This is a genomic window from Alkaliphilus sp. B6464, from assembly GCF_018141165.1.
GTDB lineage: Bacteria > Bacillota > Clostridia > Peptostreptococcales > Natronincolaceae > Alkaliphilus_B.
Genome location: NZ_CP058557.1, coordinates 1,547,717 through 1,565,985 on the forward strand (window position 1 = coordinate 1,547,717; position 18,269 = coordinate 1,565,985).

At 35.8% G+C, this 18,269-nt stretch carries 20 protein-coding genes; 19 read left to right on the forward strand and 1 reads right to left on the reverse strand.

Annotated features, from left to right (window positions below; all coding sequences use genetic code 11):
• The first annotated feature begins 4 nt into the window (after positions 1–4).
• The 19 genes from HYG84_RS07435 (at position 5) to HYG84_RS07525 (ending at position 16,579) form a co-directional block, all read left to right on the forward strand.
• Positions 5–607 carry a cysteine hydrolase family protein gene (locus tag HYG84_RS07435; RefSeq protein WP_212381736.1) on the forward strand — a complete coding sequence of 201 codons (603 nt, stop codon included), beginning with the start codon at positions 5–7 and terminating at the stop codon, positions 605–607.
• A gap of 84 nt (positions 608–691) precedes the next feature.
• Entirely contained in the window at positions 692–1,246 is a 555-nt protein-coding gene (locus tag HYG84_RS07440) for a UbiX family flavin prenyltransferase (RefSeq protein ID WP_212381737.1), read from the forward strand.
• A gap of 23 nt (positions 1,247–1,269) precedes the next feature.
• Positions 1,270–2,622 (forward strand): UbiD family decarboxylase, encoded by a 1,353-nt coding sequence (locus HYG84_RS07445; RefSeq protein WP_212381738.1) that lies wholly within the window; start codon positions 1,270–1,272, stop codon positions 2,620–2,622.
• Between the two features lie 71 nt (positions 2,623–2,693).
• Positions 2,694–2,960, forward strand: coding sequence for a BMC domain-containing protein (locus HYG84_RS07450; RefSeq protein ID WP_305829066.1), 267 nt, complete (start codon positions 2,694–2,696; stop codon positions 2,958–2,960).
• Between the two features lie 22 nt (positions 2,961–2,982).
• Positions 2,983–3,303 carry a hypothetical protein gene (locus HYG84_RS07455; protein WP_212381739.1) on the forward strand — a complete coding sequence of 107 codons (321 nt, stop codon included), beginning with the start codon at positions 2,983–2,985 and terminating at the stop codon, positions 3,301–3,303.
• A gap of 22 nt (positions 3,304–3,325) precedes the next feature.
• Positions 3,326–3,763: a BMC domain-containing protein gene (locus tag HYG84_RS20635; protein ID WP_330655603.1), complete on the forward strand. Its 438-nt coding sequence runs from the start codon at positions 3,326–3,328 to the stop codon at positions 3,761–3,763.
• Positions 3,764–3,766: 3 nt separating this feature from the next.
• The gene (locus HYG84_RS07465; RefSeq protein ID WP_212381741.1) at positions 3,767–4,042 is read left to right on the forward strand and encodes a BMC domain-containing protein; all 276 of its coding nucleotides are present in this window, start codon (positions 3,767–3,769) and stop codon (positions 4,040–4,042) included.
• Positions 4,043–4,074: 32 nt separating this feature from the next.
• Positions 4,075–4,506 (forward strand): hypothetical protein, encoded by a 432-nt coding sequence (locus HYG84_RS07470; RefSeq protein ID WP_212381742.1) that lies wholly within the window; start codon positions 4,075–4,077, stop codon positions 4,504–4,506.
• 33 nt (positions 4,507–4,539) lie between these two features.
• Positions 4,540–4,842: a EutN/CcmL family microcompartment protein gene (locus HYG84_RS07475; protein ID WP_212381744.1), complete on the forward strand. Its 303-nt coding sequence runs from the start codon at positions 4,540–4,542 to the stop codon at positions 4,840–4,842.
• Positions 4,843–4,917: 75 nt separating this feature from the next.
• Positions 4,918–6,729 (forward strand): adenine deaminase, encoded by a 1,812-nt coding sequence (gene ade / locus HYG84_RS07480; protein ID WP_249168732.1) that lies wholly within the window; start codon positions 4,918–4,920, stop codon positions 6,727–6,729.
• Between the two features lie 117 nt (positions 6,730–6,846).
• Positions 6,847–8,199, forward strand: coding sequence for an NCS2 family permease (locus HYG84_RS07485; RefSeq protein ID WP_330655604.1), 1,353 nt, complete (start codon positions 6,847–6,849; stop codon positions 8,197–8,199).
• 168 nt (positions 8,200–8,367) lie between these two features.
• Entirely contained in the window at positions 8,368–9,705 is a 1,338-nt protein-coding gene (locus tag HYG84_RS07490; protein WP_212381748.1) for a 5'-deoxyadenosine deaminase, read from the forward strand.
• Between the two features lie 103 nt (positions 9,706–9,808).
• The gene (locus tag HYG84_RS07495) at positions 9,809–10,696 is read left to right on the forward strand and encodes an FAD binding domain-containing protein (protein WP_212381750.1); all 888 of its coding nucleotides are present in this window, start codon (positions 9,809–9,811) and stop codon (positions 10,694–10,696) included.
• An 11-nt stretch (positions 10,697–10,707) separates the two neighbouring features.
• Positions 10,708–11,184, forward strand: coding sequence for a (2Fe-2S)-binding protein (locus tag HYG84_RS07500; protein ID WP_212381751.1), 477 nt, complete (start codon positions 10,708–10,710; stop codon positions 11,182–11,184).
• The gene (locus HYG84_RS20640; protein ID WP_212381752.1) at positions 11,181–12,437 is read left to right on the forward strand and encodes a xanthine dehydrogenase family protein molybdopterin-binding subunit; all 1,257 of its coding nucleotides are present in this window, start codon (positions 11,181–11,183) and stop codon (positions 12,435–12,437) included. Before HYG84_RS07500 ends, HYG84_RS20640 begins: the two co-directional genes overlap by 4 nt.
• A 2-nt stretch (positions 12,438–12,439) precedes the next feature.
• Complete coding sequence (locus HYG84_RS20645) at positions 12,440–13,426, forward strand: xanthine dehydrogenase family protein molybdopterin-binding subunit (RefSeq protein WP_212381753.1); 987 nt, start codon at positions 12,440–12,442, stop codon at positions 13,424–13,426.
• 52 nt (positions 13,427–13,478) lie between these two features.
• Positions 13,479–15,212 carry an adenine deaminase gene (gene ade / locus HYG84_RS07515; RefSeq protein WP_330655605.1) on the forward strand — a complete coding sequence of 578 codons (1,734 nt, stop codon included), beginning with the start codon at positions 13,479–13,481 and terminating at the stop codon, positions 15,210–15,212.
• 30 nt (positions 15,213–15,242) lie between these two features.
• Positions 15,243–16,013, forward strand: coding sequence for a selenium cofactor biosynthesis protein YqeC (yqeC, locus tag HYG84_RS07520; RefSeq protein ID WP_212381754.1), 771 nt, complete (start codon positions 15,243–15,245; stop codon positions 16,011–16,013).
• Positions 16,010–16,579 (forward strand): nucleotidyltransferase family protein, encoded by a 570-nt coding sequence (locus HYG84_RS07525; RefSeq protein WP_212381755.1) that lies wholly within the window; start codon positions 16,010–16,012, stop codon positions 16,577–16,579. Before yqeC ends, HYG84_RS07525 begins: the two co-directional genes overlap by 4 nt.
• Before the next feature lie 200 nt (positions 16,580–16,779).
• Here the strand turns inward: HYG84_RS07525 and HYG84_RS07530 are convergent, their stop codons facing one another.
• Entirely contained in the window at positions 16,780–18,249 is a 1,470-nt protein-coding gene (locus tag HYG84_RS07530) for a methyl-accepting chemotaxis protein (protein WP_212381756.1), read from the reverse strand.
• Positions 18,250–18,269: the final 20 nt, after the last annotated feature.

An 18,269-nucleotide genomic window follows, 5' to 3' on the forward strand; every position in this document is an offset into this window, starting at 1 on the left:
AATTATGCCAAGACACGCTATTTTAGTAATAGATATGTTAAATGATTTCGTGGGAGAAAAGGCATCCTTAAGATGTCCAGGTGGAGAGACTATAACTCCAGATCTTCAAAGACTTTTTAAATGGGTACGTGGAAGGGAAAATGATGATGTTCATCTTGTTCATATTCAAGAGGCACATCGTAAAAATGATGCAGATTTCAGAGTAAGACCAGTCCACGCTGTAGATGGAACTTGGGGTTCAGATTTTATTCCAGAGCTTTATCCAGAAGAAGATGAATATATAGTTAAAAAAAGAAGACATAGTGGTTTTGCACATACAGACTTAGATCTATATTTAAGAGAAGAAAATATAGATACTGTTGTAGTAACAGGAGTATGGACTAATGTTTGTGTAAGAAGTACAGCTACAGATGCTCTTGCTAATGCCTATAAAGTAATTACATTGAGTGATGGGTGCGCTTCCAAAACTGAAGAAATGCATGAATATGGATTAAACGACTTAAGTATTTTTACTAAAGTAATGACAATAGACGAATATATTGATGCTTGGGATAATGGCCAAGATCCATGGATAGGCGGAGGAGATAAAGAAAACAAAGTTAAGTAGTGTATAGGTGCAAGTCTGTCTACCCTTTTTGGGTAGACAGATGTAACCATACACTATACAGATAGGAGAAAGTGGTGAGGCTAGTTGAAAATTATTGTGGGTCTTTCTGGAGGTAGTTGCACCATATATGGCATAGGAGTATTGAAGGTACTTAAAGAGCTAGGAATAGAAACCCATTTGGTAGTTTCTACAATGGGAGAATATGTAGCAAAGCATGAATGTGGTATTTTACTAAATGAATTAAAGGATATGGCCACATATTTTCATGATAATAAAGACCTTGCAGCACCTATTGCATCTGGCTCATTTAAGACTGATGGGATGATAATAGTTCCTTGCTCTATGCGTACTTTAGGGGCAGTGGCCAACGGTCTATCCGACAACCTGCTAACTAGAGCAGCGGATGTTGTTATTAAAGAAAGAAGAAAGCTTATTGTGGTCCCAAGAGAAACACCTTTAAGTGTAATTCATTTAGAAAACATGTTAAAGCTTGCAAAGATAGGCGTTACAATAATGCCTGCATCTCCTGGGTTTTATCATAGGCCAGAAACTATGGGAGATATTGTAAGCATAATGGTAGGTAGAACATTAGATCAATTAGATATAGAACATAACCTCTTTAAACGATGGGGAGCTTAGACAGGAGGGAGGAAAAAAAGAAAATGGAAAGACAAATGTTACGGGCCTCCATACAGGAACTTAGGGACAGGGAGCAATTACTCCACTGTAATAAAGAAGTTGACCCAAGGTTTGAATTAGGGGCAGTTTTAAAACATTTTAACAATGAGCGGCCTATTCTATTTAATAAGGTAAAGGGTGGCAAAATTCCAGTTATAGGAGCTATGTTCGGAAATAGGAATCTATACTACCAAATGATAAGAGCCACTAGGGAAGATCGTATTTTTAAAATGATGAATGCCATAGCGAACCCTAAGCCTACAAAGCTTCTGACAAAAGGGCCAGTAATGGAAAATATTATTACTAGAAATATTGATTTGCCAAAGATGTTTCCTATTCCAACCTTTCATGGAGGAGATTCTTCTAGCTATATTACAGCAGGGATTGTTGTGTTAAAGGACCCCGAAACAGGACAGAGGCATACATCTGTTAGAAGGCTTCAAGTTAATGGTGAAAATGAAATGAATATTTTAGTAGCATCTCCATTAGCTAAGAATCAGTATGCATTTATGGAAAATCAGAATAAGCCTTTGGAGGTTGCTATTATATTAGGTTACGACTATTACCTGCTTTTGGCATCCCAAATTAGTGCCGCTACCTATGGCGTAGATAAATATGAGGTAGATTCTGCTCTAAGGGGAGAGGCATTAGAACTAGTAAAATGTAAGAGTGTAGATTTAGAAGTACCAGCCTATGCAGAAATTGTTTTAGAAGGTATCATGCCTCCTAATAAAAGGGTAGAAGAAGGCCCCTTTGGAGAACTAATGGGATATTACGGAGAGAGGGCGCTCCATCCTGTAGTTCAGGTAAAAACAATAATGCATAGAAACAATCCAATTTTTCAAACTTCTTTTCCATGTAGGGAAGAGCATCTAGCAAATGGATTGATAAGGGAGATTGAGTTATATAGCATATTAAAGAATTTAGTCGATGTAAAGGATGTAAATGTAACTGTATCAGGGGGATGTCGTTTTCATGCCTTTATATCTATTAATAAAAAATTTGAAGGAGAAGGAAAGAGCGCAATAATGGGGGCATTAGCAAGTAGCAAGGATGTTAAACACGTTGTAGTAGTAGATGAAGACGTTGATATTTATAATCATGATGATATAGAATGGGCAATTGCGACTAGGGTACAGGGGTCCAAAGATATGGTTATAGTTCCTGGTGCATTAGGGTCTGGCCTTGAACCATCTCATGTTGTAAGAGGAGTAACAGATAAAGTAGGAATAGATGCTACTAAGCCTTTAGGGGAGGCTGGTAAAGGTTTTAAGAGGGCAATAATCCCTGGATATGGAAAGATAGATATTGAAAAGTATTTTCCAGGGTTAGGCTAACATTGAGTCTGGATTGAGTATTAGCAGTGTTAGTTATAGGATGAAAATTTAGGCAAAGGTGGTAGTTAATTATGAAGCAAGCCTTAGGAATGATTGAGACGAGGAGCTTGGTGGCCGCCATTCAGGCAGCAGATACAATGGCAAAGTCAGCAGATGTTAAAATAGTGGATTTAAATTATGTAGGCTCTGGAATAATTTCCGTAATAGTTTCTGGAGAAGTAGCTGCGGTTCAGGCCGCTGTAGCTAATGGTCGAGAAACAGCAGAAGAATTGGCCGAAATCATATCCACAAATGTAATACCAAGACCCCATGAGGAAGTTGGCAAAATACTAGATTAGATCAATAGGGGTGGTGAAAAACTTGGCAAATCTATTAACTAGAAAGGTTATGGACAATATAGCAAGGCAATATAGAAAGGACAATGCTACTAATAGCTCTAGTTCTATTGGGCAGGAGAGCAATGGGAATATAGATTCTAGGGAAGAAGCCTTGATCCTAAGTTTAATAAATAACAGTTCAATTAATCCAAATAGCAATAATATTAGATACCAAAAACCACAAGAAATAAAAAAAATACAGCTAGAGAATTTAATAGAATATAGTAATCAGTCAGCAGAAAAAGCCACAAAATCTTCTTTTGCTATTACTCTAGAAGAGTTAGCAAATAAACAAAGTAAGTGATATGAAAATAGGAGGTGGACTTGTGAGGGCAGCCTTAGGATTAATAGAGGCAGTAGGCTTAACAGCTGCTATTACAGCCTTAGACGCAGCTAGTAAGGCGGCGGATATAAAGCTAGTTGGCTATGAGAAAGTTATTGGTGCTGGTAAGGCAGTTAGCGTAACTATACAAATAGCTGGAGAAGTAGCAGCAGTGCAGGCAAGTGTAGATGCAGGTGTGGCAGCAGCAAACCGTATAGGTAGAGTTTTATCTTACCATGTTATACCACGCCCACATGAAGAGGTAGATTTATTAATTAAAGGCTTTGAAAAAAATTTAAAGTCGGATTTTAGTAAGAAAAATCTAGATAAAAATAATTCTAGCAAGGATGACTCTAAAAAATCTTCTGAGAAAGCAGAAGAAACAAAATCAAAAAATAAAGATAAAAATAAAGATGAAAAGACTAAAAAAGAGGAGGAATAATCCATGGGTCAGGCATTAGGAATGATAGAAACTAAAGGTTTAGTAGGTGCGGTTGAAGCGGCAGATGCTATGGTAAAGGCGGCAAATGTTACTTTAGTAGGCTACGAGAAAATAGGATTTGGATTAGTAACAGTTATGGTAAGAGGAGATGTTGGTGCAGTAAAAGCTGCAACGGATGCAGGTGCTGAGGCAGCTAGAGCAGTTGGAGAGCTACATTCAGTACACGTAATACCAAGACCACATTCAGAGGTTGAAAGGGTTCTATTAAAGGGAGAATAGTATGAAAAGCTCCTTAAGGGAGGAGGCAAAGCATGAACTCCTATAATCAGACTAGAAAAATCATGGAAGAACTAGGTATGAAGGTAAACACTGTTTCTTCTACTCAAAATAGAAAAGTCTTTGTTGTTGTGTTAGAAGGAACAGATTCTGAGTTTGATGAGCTAAAAAGATTGGGGGCAGTAGAGGTAGAAAATATGGATATTTTATCAAAACTTCCTAGCCTTTTAACTGATATAAAGAGAGAAAGCGACTTAGGCAAAAACATAAAGCTAGAGAGTAATTCTATATATACTAATTCAGTATGCAAGAGTCAATATATTAGCAGTAGTTCTGTAATTACGGAAAGAGACGTAGATAAATTGCCAGAGGAAACCAAGGAAATAGTATTGAGGGAAAGAGGAATAATCACTCCTTTAGCTAGAGATTTAGCAAAAAAGCGAGGGATTAAAGTAGTTAAGGGTTAAGGCCTAGGTCTGAGGCCCAAAGGAGATGGTAATATGCACATAGGCAGAGTAGTTGGAACAGTAGTAGCCACAAGAAAAGATGAAAGGTTAATAGGATGCAAATTAATGATTACACAGCCTCTTAATGTGGAGGAAAAACCTATAGGAGAAGCTTTAATTACAGTAGACACTGTAGGCGCTGGCATTGGAGAGCTTGTAATCTATACTGTAGGTACGGCGGCTAGATATGCGGCGGATAAATTGCAATCTCCTATTGATGCGTCTATTGTAGGGATTATTGATAATATTGATATTTATAAGGAGCTTATATCCTCCGACCATGAAAACATGAAATAAAAAATTTAAATGTAAGATGGACTATTTAACAGTTTAAAATTATTTATGGATGATACAGGAAAGGAGGAATTATTATTGAATGCATTAACAATAAAGCAGGCTATGGAATATAGACAGTTGGTTGATGTATTAATGTCGGATCAGCATTTTGCTGACATTGTTTTAACTGGTGGCCATGTAATTAATGTTCTAACCCGAGAAATATATAGTGCAGATATTGCAATTAAGGGAAAATATATTTTACTAGTGGGAGAGAGTAATAGTCTAATAGGCTCTAAAACAATAGTAGTAGATGTGGCTGATAGATTTTTGGCTCCAGGTTTTATTGACTCTCATATGCATTTTGAAAGCAGTATGTTAACTATTACAGAGTTTTCAAGGCTTTCTATACCTTCAGGTACCACTACGTTAGTAGCGGATCCTCACGAAATAGGAAACGCCTTAGGTCCTATTGGCATGAAGGCAATGGCTATTGAAGCTACTACTGTGCCTAATCATGTACATTTAGTCGTTCCAGCTCTTACCCCAGATTGCCCAGGACTAGAAACTGCCGGCTATGATGTTAATTCAAAGGACATGGAAGAAATTTTAAACTATCCGAATGTAATAGGTATTGGAGAACTTCAAGGATTTAGTAATGCGAAGCATGTATACAATCATACTCCAGAAATTATTACAGATTTAATAGCTTCTACTATATATGCTAAAAGCATGGGTAAGGTAATCGATGGCAATGCTCCAGAACTATTTGGTTCAGAACTGGCAGCTCATATAATAGCTACTGGTGGAAAGTGCTCCTGTCATGAAACTACTACTAAAGAAGAGTGCGTAGAAAAGCTTCGCCAAGGAGTTTATGTGTTTATGAGAGAAGGTTCCACACAGAGAAATATGGCAGAGTGTATTAGGGCAGTTACAGAAGAAGGATTTGACTCTAGAAGATGTATATTAGCTACAGATGATATGGTAGCTGAGGATTTAGAAAAACTGGGCCATATGAACGAAATAGTAAAGCGTACAATAGCTGAAGGTGTAGATCCTGTTGAAGCAATACAAATGGTTACCATTAATCCTGCAACATATTTTGGACTAGAGGATGTGGGTGTACTATCACCAGGGAAGTTAGCAGATATAGCTATCATTAGTGATCTAAGAGAAATGAAGGTGGAAGCTGTTCTCTTAGAAGGAAAACTGGTGGCATCTAAGGGTAAGTTGTTAATAGATATGCCTAAATATACATATCCAGAGGAAGTAAAGTGCTCTGTAAAGCGATTACCTATAGATGAAGAAGACTTAAAAATATATGCGGATGGAAGAGAAGTAGATGTTAGATGTATTGAACTAATTCCCGACCAGAATCTATCAGGAAGTTTAGAGGCAAAGGTAAGAGTTCAGAGTGGCGTGGCACTACCAGACATAGATAATGATGTACTTCAAATTGTTTGTGTAGAACGCTATGGTAGAAATGGGAATACAGGTAAGGCATTTGTTAAGGGCTTTGGATTAAAGCATGGAGCCTTTGCAGAAAGCGTTGCCCACGACACCCACAATATTATAGCTGTAGGAACAAACTTAAAGGATATGACAGAGGCTATTAATCATGTGATTAGGATGAATGGCGGTATTGCTGTAGCAAAAGGGGGAAAAATAATAGAAGAGTTAAGACTGCCAGTTGGTGGACTTATAACAGATGAGTTAACCGGTCCCGAGGTTAGTAGAAGAATTTCTAATCTTGAAATGGTAGTTAAAGAACAATTAGGCTGCAAGGTCCATGCGCCTTTTATGCACCTATCTTTCTTAGCTCTATCTACTAGTCCAAAATGGAAGATCACTGATATGGGTTTAATAGATGTTAATAACTTTAAAGTTCTACCTCCATTAATAAAATAGATGAATTAAGGTAGAAAAATAAAGACAAAGGAGATAATATAGTTGGCTTGACAGGTAGAAAAGTGGAAGGTCTTCCACAGATATAAGGGGCTATATGCCTAAAAAGGGGGCTTAAAAATGAGTGTGAAAATGAGTAAAGACACTGGTTTTTTGGAAAGGACCTTTAAGTTAAATGAACACAAAACCAATGTAAAAACAGAAATTATTGCAGGTATTACAACATTTATGACTATGGCTTATATTCTAATTGTAAATCCATTAATTTTACATGATGCGGGAATGGATTTTGGAGCGGTATTTACTGCAACAGCATTAGCTTCTGTAGTAGCTACATTAATAATGGCTTTCTATGCAAATCTTCCATTCGCTCTAGCACCTGGTATGGGGCTAAATGCATACTTTGCCTATACTGTGGTATTAGGAATGGGATATCCCTGGGAATTTGCTCTAACAGCTGTATTACTTGAAGGCTTAATATTTATACTTCTTTCATTTTTTAATGTAAGAGAAGCCATAATCGATAGTATACCTATTAATTTAAAACATGCAGTTTCTGTAGGTATTGGATTATTTATTGCTTTTATCGGTCTTGCAAATGCAGGAATTGTTGATTCTGCTAAGTTTATAACTCCAGAAGGTAAGTTGGATGGACTAATCGTAGGTCTTGGTGACTTAACACAAGCAGCTCCACTATTGGCTATTATCGGTATTGTTATTACTGGATTATTGTTAGCAAAAGGAGTTAAAGGTGCATTACTTCTTGGTATTTTAATTACTACAGTAATTGGAATTCCTATGCGAGTAACATCATTACCAGAGCAAATGAAATTTGTAAGCTTACCACCTTCGCTATCACCGATTTTCTTTAAGTTTGATTTTTCGCAAATATTCTCTCTAAATATGTTGATAGTTCTATTTTCATTCTTATTTGTAGATATATTCGATACTATTGGAACCTTAGTAGGCGTATCTTCTAAGGCAGATATGTTAGATAAAGACGGCAAGGTTCCAAATGCAAAGCAAGCTTTATTTGCAGACGCTGTAGGTACAACAGTAGGTGCCTGTCTAGGAACAAGTACAGTAACAACCTATGTTGAAAGTGCTGCAGGGGTTGCTGAAGGTGGAAGAACAGGATTAACTGCTCTATCAGCAGCAGGAATGTTTGCACTATCACTATTACTTTCACCATTATTTATTATGATTCCAAGTGCAGCTACAGCTCCGGCCTTAGTAATAGTAGGATTATTTATGATGTCTCCTATTAAAAAGATAGATTTAGATGATTTTACAGAAGCAATTCCAGCATTCTTAACTATTGTAATGATGCCTCTAGCATACAGTATAGCAGAAGGTATAGTATTTGGTATGGTTTCCTATGTGGCGCTTAAGGTTTTAACTGGTAAAGGAAACAAAGTTTCTCCTGTTATGTATGTGTTAGCTCTATTATTTATACTTAAGTTTATAATCTAATAAAACTAGTTATTCGCCCTCTAAACGAGGGCGGATAACTACAATAAACTGAGAAAAGTGTATAACATTATTTTCTTTTATGCAATTTTCTTAGTTTATTAATAGGCAATATAGATTTTATTGGAATCCAACATTTACTATATACATTTATCAAAAAGGGGTGTAAATATGAGTAAATTGTTAATTAAAAATGGTACTATCGTAACCATGAACAAGGGAAGAGAAATATTAAAGGGAGATATTTTAATTGAGGGGGATGAAATTAAAGAAGTAGGTGGTAGTCTAACAATAGAAGCAGACCATACCATAGATGCCACAGGGAGGGTAGTAATACCAGGACTTATACAAAGTCATATACATCTTACACAAACCTTATATCGTGGTCAGGCTGACGATATGGAGCTAATGGATTGGCTTAAGAAAAGGGTATGGCCTCTAGAGGGCTCCCACACATCAGAGTCAAACCACATATCTGCAAAGCTTGGGATAGCAGAGCTAATTAAAGGTGGAAACACTTCAATAATAGATATGGAATCCGTACATCATACAGAAGCAGCAATAGAAGCCATATATGAAAGTGGAATAAGGGCTATTACGGGAAAATGCATGATGGACTATGGTGCAGGAGTACCAAAGGTGTTGATGGAAAGTATAGAGGATTCTATAAAAGTAAGTATTAGAATACTTAAGAAGTGGCATGGCAAGGGAAACGGTAGAATACAATATGCCTTTGCACCAAGATTTGTAGTTTCCTGTACCGAGGAACTTTTAATAAAGGTTAGGGATTTGGCAAAGGAATACAATGTTAGTGTACATACACATGCTTCAGAAAATAGAGGAGAAATAGAGATTGTTCAAAAAGATCGTGGAATGAGGAACATTGCTTATTTACATAAATTAGGTTTAACAGGTCCAAATCTTATTTTAGCCCACTGCATATGGTTAGATGATGAAGAAATGAAAATATTAGCTGAAACTGGAACCCATATAGTCCATTGTCCGAATTCTAATATGAAGTTGGCATCGGGAATTGCTAAAGTTCCAGAGCTTATGGAAATGGGAGCAAATGTTGCAATTGGAATAGATGGTGCACCTTGTAACAATAATTTAGACATGTTTAAAGAAATGAGTTCTGCTGCTCTTATCCAAAAAGCCAGACTATTAAGCCCTACAGTAATGCCTGCAAACAAGGTATTTGAAATGGCTACGCTAAATGGTGCTAAAGCATTGGGTATGGAAGATAAAGTAGGGAGCTTAGAAGCTGGTAAAAAAGCTGACCTTGCTATAGTTAATCTAGATAATTTACATTCAACACCAAGTGTGGAAGTAGATATCATTTCTCAGCTTGTATACTCTGCTAAGACGTCGGACGTAGAAACTACTATTATTGACGGTAAGGTTGTGATGGAAAATAGAAAATTAGTAACTTTAGATGAAAAATATATAAAGGCAGAAGCAAATAGACTTATTAAACAGCAAATTGATTTAGCTAGAGTCAAAAAGTAAATAAGGAGGGAAACCTCCTTTTTTGCTAATTATATATCTGAGTTAGTATAAAAAATTAAAATACAAGTTCATCTGGAGTATCTGGATAAAGGGGGAGAAGAAATTGGTAGAGAAGGTTGTAAAATGTAAAACTGTAGAGGGTGTATTAGACTTACTTATGAAATATGAAAGGGATGCCAGGATTATTGCAGGGGGAACAGATATTATTATACAACTTAGACAAGGCAGGCTATCACCTAAAATATTAATTGATATTTCAAGTATAGAAGAGCTTAAATATATAGAAGAAAAAGATGGATTTATAGAAATTGGTGGAGCTACCACCTTTCAAGAAATTCAAAAAAGCTCCTACCTTAGTGGAAATATGAAAGGACTTTCAAAGGCGGCAAGTATGGTAGGTTCTCCACAAATAAGAAGTACAGCCACTGTAGGGGGTAATATTTGCAACGGTTCCCCTGCTGCAGACATTGTTCCCCCATTACTAGCACTAGATGCAGTAGCAATAATTAAAAGTAGAAAAGGGACTAGAGAAGTTCAGTTAGAAAACTTTTTTATAGGTAAAGGAAAGGTAGATATGGGCCACGATGAGATTCTTACATCTGTAAGATTTAAAGCCTTAGAAAACAGGAGTGGACTTAGCTTTAGCAAGCTAGGACTTAGAAAGGCCCTAGCTATTTCTAGAATATGTACCTCAATTATGCTCCAGTTAGATGAAGATCAAAACTGTAGTATTATTAAAATAGCAAATGGATCTTTGGGAGAATACGGGGTTAGAGAAAAAGACGTCGAGGCATTTTATATTAATAATAAAATAAATGATAAGACAATAGAAGAAGGTTTAGAACTAATTAAAAGGTCTATATATAAGCGTTTACATGGAAGATCGAGTCTTCCATATAAAATTGAAGCAGTAGATAGAACCTTTACAGATGCTATTAAAAATGCTATGAAAGAAGCCATGAAAGAAAATTTGGTTCTATGTGCCAACTAGGGGGAATTTAGGTGAATGAGATCGCATTAAATGTTAATGGAATAGATCATATAATAAAAATAGATGGGGAAGATAGACTTATTGATGTATTGAGAGAAGGACTAAAGCTTACAGGAACTAAGGAAGGCTGTGGAGAGGGAGAGTGCGGAGCCTGTACAGTAATTATGGATGGCGTAACTGTTAATTCATGTATGGTTATGGCATTTCAAGCAGATGGTAAAGAAATAATTACTATTGAAGGACTTGGAACAGATGAGGAGATAGATCCTATACAGCAGGCTTTTTTAGAAGAGGGAGCTGTACAATGTGGATTTTGTATTCCAGGAATGGTGCTTTCTGCTAAGGTTGTGCTAGACAATAATCCTTCCCCTAGTAGAGAAGAAATAAGAGAATCTATTTCAGGTAATCTTTGTCGATGTACAGGATATAACAAAATTGTAGATGCTATTGAAAGGGCAGGAAAGCTTTTGAGGGGGGAAAGTCTATGAAAGAACTTGAAGTAATAGGAAAGAATATAATTAGAGTAGATGGACTTTCGAAGGTAAGGGGAAGGGCTATTTATCCTGAAGATATAAACATGGATGGTATGCTCTATGGAAAAACTCTACGCTCAATCAAACCTCATGCCTATATAAAAGTAGATACAAGCAAAGCAGAAAAAGTAGACGGAGTAATAAAGATATTTACTGCAAAAGATGTTCCTTTTAATAGCCACGGAGTACTATACAAGGATCATGAAGTGTTTTGTAGTAAAAAAGTAAGACGAATAGGCGACCCTATTGCATTTGTTGTTGCAAAGAATAATCGAATTGCAGAAACGGCAGTTAGAAAAATAGAGGTAGAATATGAAGAAATAGAAGGAGTATTTGATCCGATAGACGCAATGAAGGAGGGTGCTCCAAAGGTTCATGATGGGGGTAACATTGTACACCACTGTAAAATTAGAAAAGGGAATGTAGAGGAAGCTTTTAAGAATTGTGCGGTAATTATAGAAGAGGAATATAAAACATCTATGGTGGATCATGCCTTTCTACAGCCAGAAGCAGGTATAGCATATGTAGATGAAGATGGAAAGATTGTAGTTTGTGCTGCTACCCAATATCCTCATTTTGACCAAGAAGAAATAGCAGAGGCTCTATCTTTACAAAAAGAGGATGTAAAAGTTATCAATCCAGCAGTAGGAGGTGCCTTTGGAGGCAGGGAGGATATTACTTTACAAATCCATATTGCTCTTGCGGCGAAATTACTTAGAAAGCCGATAAAGACAGTATATTCAAGAGAGGAATCATTTAGGGCTCATTGTAAACGACATCCTATGATAATGAATTATAAAACAGGAGCGGATAAGGAAGGAATGCTAATTGGAATGCAGGCTGAAATAATTGCAGATACTGGTGCCTACGCATCTTGGGTAAATAATGTTGTTAGAAAGGCAGTAACCCATGCCACTGGCCCTTATGAAATACCAAATGTAAAAATAGATGGTTATGGGGTATATACAAATAACCCATTTGCAGGAGCCATGAGAGGGTTTGGGGCAGCTCAAGTACCAATTGCCCACGAACTACAAATGGATAGATTAGCAGAAAAATTAAACATAGATCCTATTACAATTAGGATTAGAAATGGTTTTCGTGTAGGCTCCACAACATCTACAGGTCAAGTGCTAAACGAAAGTGTGCCCCTAATAAATTGCATAGAAGCAGTGGCAAAGTCACTAAATCTTTTGGGGGGGAAGTAAAAATGAAAAAACGAGGTATTGGAATAGGTAGTATAATGTATGGAACAGGATATGGAAATGGTTTTCCGGATGTTTCAAAGGCAGTAGCAGAGCTTTGCATAGATGGTAGAGTGGCTATTTATGTGGGTGCAACAGAGGTTGGGCAAGGAGCAAAGACTATAATGAGTCAAATTCCTGCGGAGATATTAGGCCTTTCTGTAGAAAAAATTATATTTATTTGCGAGGACTCTAGCATAACTCCAGATGCAGGAACAGCAGCGGCAAGCAGACAAACATATAATACTGGAAATGCGATTAAAATAGCAGCAGAAAGTTTAAAAGAGGCTATACTTATAAATAGCAAAGAAAAGCTAGGGTTAAATACTATAATAGGTATGGAATTGAAAAATGGAAGAGTATTTGTAAGTAACTTCCCAACTAAAAGTATATCATTAAAAGAACTAGCCCAATCTCTTGATGGTAATCCACTTAAAAGAGAAGGCGAATTTATTGCTCAGACAACACAAATAGATGTGGAAACAGGTCAGGGAGCGCCCTATTGGCCCTACACCTTTAGTGTATATGGAGTAGAGGTTGAGGTAGATACAAAAACAGGTATTGTAGAAATAATTAGAGCGGTTTGCGCCCAAGACGTAGGGAGGGCAATTAATCCAAAGCTAATAGAAGGGCAAATGGATGGGGGCTTTGCAATGGGGCTGGGTTATGGAATATTTGAAGATCTAAACCTTAGAGAAGGTGAAATAAAACATGACCGTTTTAGCAATTATTTAATCCCTACTTCTATGGACATTCCAGAGTTAGAAAAAATTATAATAGAAGATCCAGAATCTACAGGACCCTTTGGTGCCAAGGGAATAGGTGAGCCCGTAATGTTGGGTGTTGCACCAGCTATATTAAATGCAATATACGATGCTATAGGTGTAAGGATAAATGAAATACCAGTAACTCCAGAGGTATTACTAAGAGCTCTAAAGAAAAGTATGATATAATTATAAAAATTAATATTTAGATTTATTAGATATTAGCAAAAGGAGCGATTACATGATATATGAGTTAAAAAGAAGAATTGACATAGCCGCTGGAAGATTACGACCTTCTTTAGTATTAAAAAACGGAAAAATAGTTAATGTTTTTTCAGGTGAAATAATAGAAGGAGATATTGCAATAGAGGGAGAAAAGGTAGTTGGTATTGGTAACTATGAAGGAGTAGGAGAAATAGACTTAGGGGGCAAATATGTATCTCCGGGGTTTATTGATGGTCACGTCCATATAGAGTCATCTATGGCAACCCCTGAACAGTTTGCAAGGGCAATAATACCTAGGGGAACTACTACTATAATAGCTGATCCCCACGAGATAGCTAATGTATGCGGTATGGAAGGAATAGATTATATTTTAGAATCGAGCAAAAATATTCCACTTGGTGTTTATGTTATGCTGCCATCTTGTGTTCCTGCAACTCCATTTGAAAATGCAGGAGCAATTTTAAAAGCTGAAGATTTACGAAGATTAATCAATCATGAAAGAGTATTAGGTTTAGGAGAGCTAATGGATTACCCTGGTGTTATTAAAGGAGAAGATGATATTATAGATAAACTAATTATGGCAGAGGGTAAAACTGTAGATGGACATGGACCGGTAATAGCGGGTAAAGATTTAAATGCCTATGTTGTAGCGGGAATAAAGACAGAGCACGAGTGTTCTACACCAGAGGAAATGATAGATCGACTAAGACTTGGTATGTATATATTAATTAGAGAAGGCTCAGCAGCTAGAAATCTTAAGACATTAATAAAAGCTGTAAATAAAGAAAATATGAGAAGATGTCTTTTTTGTGCAGACGATAAGCATCCAGAGGATTTACTTTTAAAGGGTCATTTGGACTATAATATTCGCTTAGCAGTAGAGGAAGGGATGGATCCAATTAGTGCAATTCAAATGGCAACGATTAATGCTGCCGAGTGCTATGGCTTAAAGCATCTAGGAGCTATTGCACCTGGGTATGATGCAGATATTGTAATTTTAGATGATTTAAAGAACTTTAAAGTAGCGAAGGTATTTAAGAAGGGTAAATTAGTTGCACAAGACAATAAAGCCTTATTCAGTGTAACTATGGGAGACTACTCTAAAGTTACAGACACGGTTAACATAAAACCGGTAACAGAGGAAGATTTGAAAATTAAGCTAGAGTCAGATACTGCAAATATTATGAGACTATTACCTCATAGTCTTGTTACTAAAAAAATTATAGAAAAAGTATCAACAGAAGAAGGTTTCTATAAATACAATAGAGATAGAGATATTTTAAAGTTAGTAGTAGTAGAAAGACATAAGGCTACTGGAAATATAGGTCTTGGATTAGTAGAAAACTTCCATCTGAAGAAAGGTGCAATAGCTTCTACAGTAGCACATGACTCCCATAATTTAATTGTAATAGGAGACAACGATCAGGATATTTTATTAGCAATTGAAGAAGTTTCAAAGGTGGGAGGAGGCATAACTATTGCGTCAAATGGTGAAATCCTAAAAACCTTAAAACTGCCCATTGCAGGGTTAATGTCTACAGAACCTGTTGAGAATATAAAAGTAGATTTAGAAGAAATGCTTAATATAGCATATGAAAAATTAGGTGTAAACCGTGAAATTGAACCTTTTATGACTTTAGCATTTTTAGCTCTGCCTGTTATACCAGATTTAAAATTAACAGACATGGGACTCTTTGATGTTAAAAACTTTAAATTTATAGAACTAGATGCAACTAAAGACTCAATCTAAGTGTACTTCACTAATGTAAAGGAGTAGAATATGAAACTAATAGAAGCTCTAGGGCTAAAAGAACCTATCTTAATCACATTAATTGGGGGTGGTGGTAAAACCACTACCCTCTTCCGTTTGGGAGAGGAACTGTCACATTCCGATGAATCAGTTATGTTAACTACGACAACCGCCATGTTTATGCCACCATCTTCTACATACGACCTTAGCATTATTACTAAAAATGCTGATGAAGCTAAAAAAAGGATTAAAGAAAATCTAAATATAAAGAGAATATTGTTAGGTAAAGAAATTACCACTGAAAACAAATTAAAGGGGTTTACCCCTGAAGAGATGGACGAAATATATAAAGAAAATAAAGGGCGTTGGTTTTTAGTAGAGGGAGATGGATCTAATGGTAGAAGCTTAAAAGTACCTGATACCCATGAGCCACAAGTACCCTCAACAAGTAGTATAACTATAATTTTAATAGGGACAGATATTTTAGGAAAAGAGATTAACAAAGAAAATGTGCATAGGCATCATTTAATTAGTGAGCTTATACAAAAATGTGGAAGTAATGTGGATAGAAAACTAATTATAGACTTGGCTGTACATCCATTGGGGATAACTAAGGGTATTCCAAATGATAGTAAGAAAGTTATTTTATTTAATAAGGTTAGAAGCAATAAGGAGGGTTATTCCTGTTTACTTAAGTTATCCAGTGAAATATTACAAAGAAGCGATAATATAAAATACATACTATTAGGGGAAGTTCAAGATAAAGATCCTATTTTAGAAATATTAGGGGGAAAAAGATGATAGGCATTATTTTAGCGGCAGGGTATTCTAGAAGAATGGGGACTAATAAATTATTGTTACCCTTTAAAAATAAAAGAATTATTGAAGTGATAATAGAAGAGGCAATATCTTCAAAGTTTAAAAAGGTCTATATAGTCTGTCGTAATAACGAAATAAAAGATATAGCCAGTAAATACCCTATAAATATTGTAATTAACGAAAGGGCTCATGAAGGACAAAGTACTTCTGTGGTTGAAGCGATAAAAGAAGCGGGAGATAATGCTGATAGTTATATGTTTTTAATGGGAGATCAGCCATTAATTCATAGGGATTTTATAAATGAAATGATAGATTTTTATTATAGCAACAACTCTTCTATACTTGTTCCATTATACAATGGTAAGAGAGGTACCCCTGTAGTTTTTTCATCTAATTGGAAAACAGAGATTCTTAAGTTAGAAGGAGATGAGGGTGGAAGACAAATTATTAAGGAAAATATTGAAGAGGTGTTAGAATATAGGATAGATATGGAAGATTTAGGTAGAGATATAGATAATAGAGAAGATTATGAGAGTATTTTATTATGATACTATTTTTATCAAGATTAAGATTCAAAAATAAGTAGGTCTATATAAAAAATTATAACACTTGATATTAGCAAGTGTTATAATTTTTTATTAGCATAACTTTTAATTAATACATTATTTTATTTTAACTTTTCTGAAAAATTTTGGATTGTAGTATATGGAAAAATAGAACGTCTCTTTAGTTCCTTGTCTTTTAAAGTTTAAAAAATACGTATATTTTTGTTAATAAGCTGACCTATTTTTTCATTAACTTTTTTTAAGGTATTTAGCATTTGATCAGAAAGCTGTTCAGCCTTTTTATAAAGTTGTTTAGCACTTTTTTCATCTCCTTGCTTAACAGCAGCTATTACCTGGTCTCCTATGCCATGAAATTCATGATGAATTTCATCTATTAGATTCCAATCATCTAAAATTTCAGGATGTTCTACTTTAATAGCATGGTAGAAATGGCCAAATGCACATTTTTTTGAATTAGTTTGTAGTGGATGTGTACGCATCTCAGTTATAATTTGATTAAGTCCTTTTATCCACTCAATATGGGATTTCATGGCTTTTTCAATAACATTTTGTAGCTCTTCATTTGTAACTGCATTACTTCCACCCTTTAGTGCCTCAAGCATATAACTTATTATTAAGGAAAGATTGTCGTCTACTTGAGATATTTGTCCGGCAAACTCTACACTCTTCACTGCGTCCTTATGTATGCTTTGAGTCATATAGCTAAGTTTTTCTGCATCACTGCTAGAAGCCTCCATAGCATGATTAATTTCATTAGCTGCAATCCGAATACCTTCAATATATTTATGTATAGCATCAACATCTACAATTACATTTTTGAGCATTTCAACATTTTTGCCAACGGTATTAGACACTAATTCTATTTTTTGGCTTATTTGCTCCGTAGATTTCAATGTGCTATTTAAGCTTTCCATTCCATCATGGGCTGCAATATGTATATGATTGACGAATTGTCGCATTCCTTCTAAATTTTGTTTCGTATCATCAGCTAATTTTCTAGTCTCTTCGGCTACAACTGCAAATCCCCGCCCATGCTCGCCAGCTCTGGCAGCCTCTATTGCAGCATTCAATGCTAAAAGATTTGTTTGTTCCGCAATAGCTTGTACGCTATCAACTATTTTACCAACTTCTGCGGCAAGGCCGACTAATAGCTGAATTTTTTTACTCATTATTCCAGTGTCCTGCATAACATCTTCCTTGAGTATTTGAACTTCGTTGAGAAGATTAAGACTTTCATCATTTTTTTTTGCTAAAGCTCCAGACTCTTCTGCTAAATCATTTAAAGTTTGGGAGGTTATATCAATAGATTGGTTTACTTCATTCATATTTGCCGTAGTTTCTTCTACTATGGCTAGATTGGATTCGCTTAAAGATGTCATTTCTTTTGCAAAATCCATCAATTGATATGAGATATGAGACATACCTACATCAAAGCTGCTTATTGAACTTACTATATCAAGTATTTGTTTTGCCGATTGCGACATTTTAGCCTCGTTGGCAAGTAGTTTTTCAAAATTGCTTAATACCTTGGTATGAAGGGGATATTTAATATCTGGGCTTTTAGCAAGTTTACCTTTTAACGAGTCCTCTACATATTTAACAATATATTCTGCTTCTTCACAGGGTGCTTTACGAAAAAATCTAGCAGTCACAAAATATCACTCCTTATATT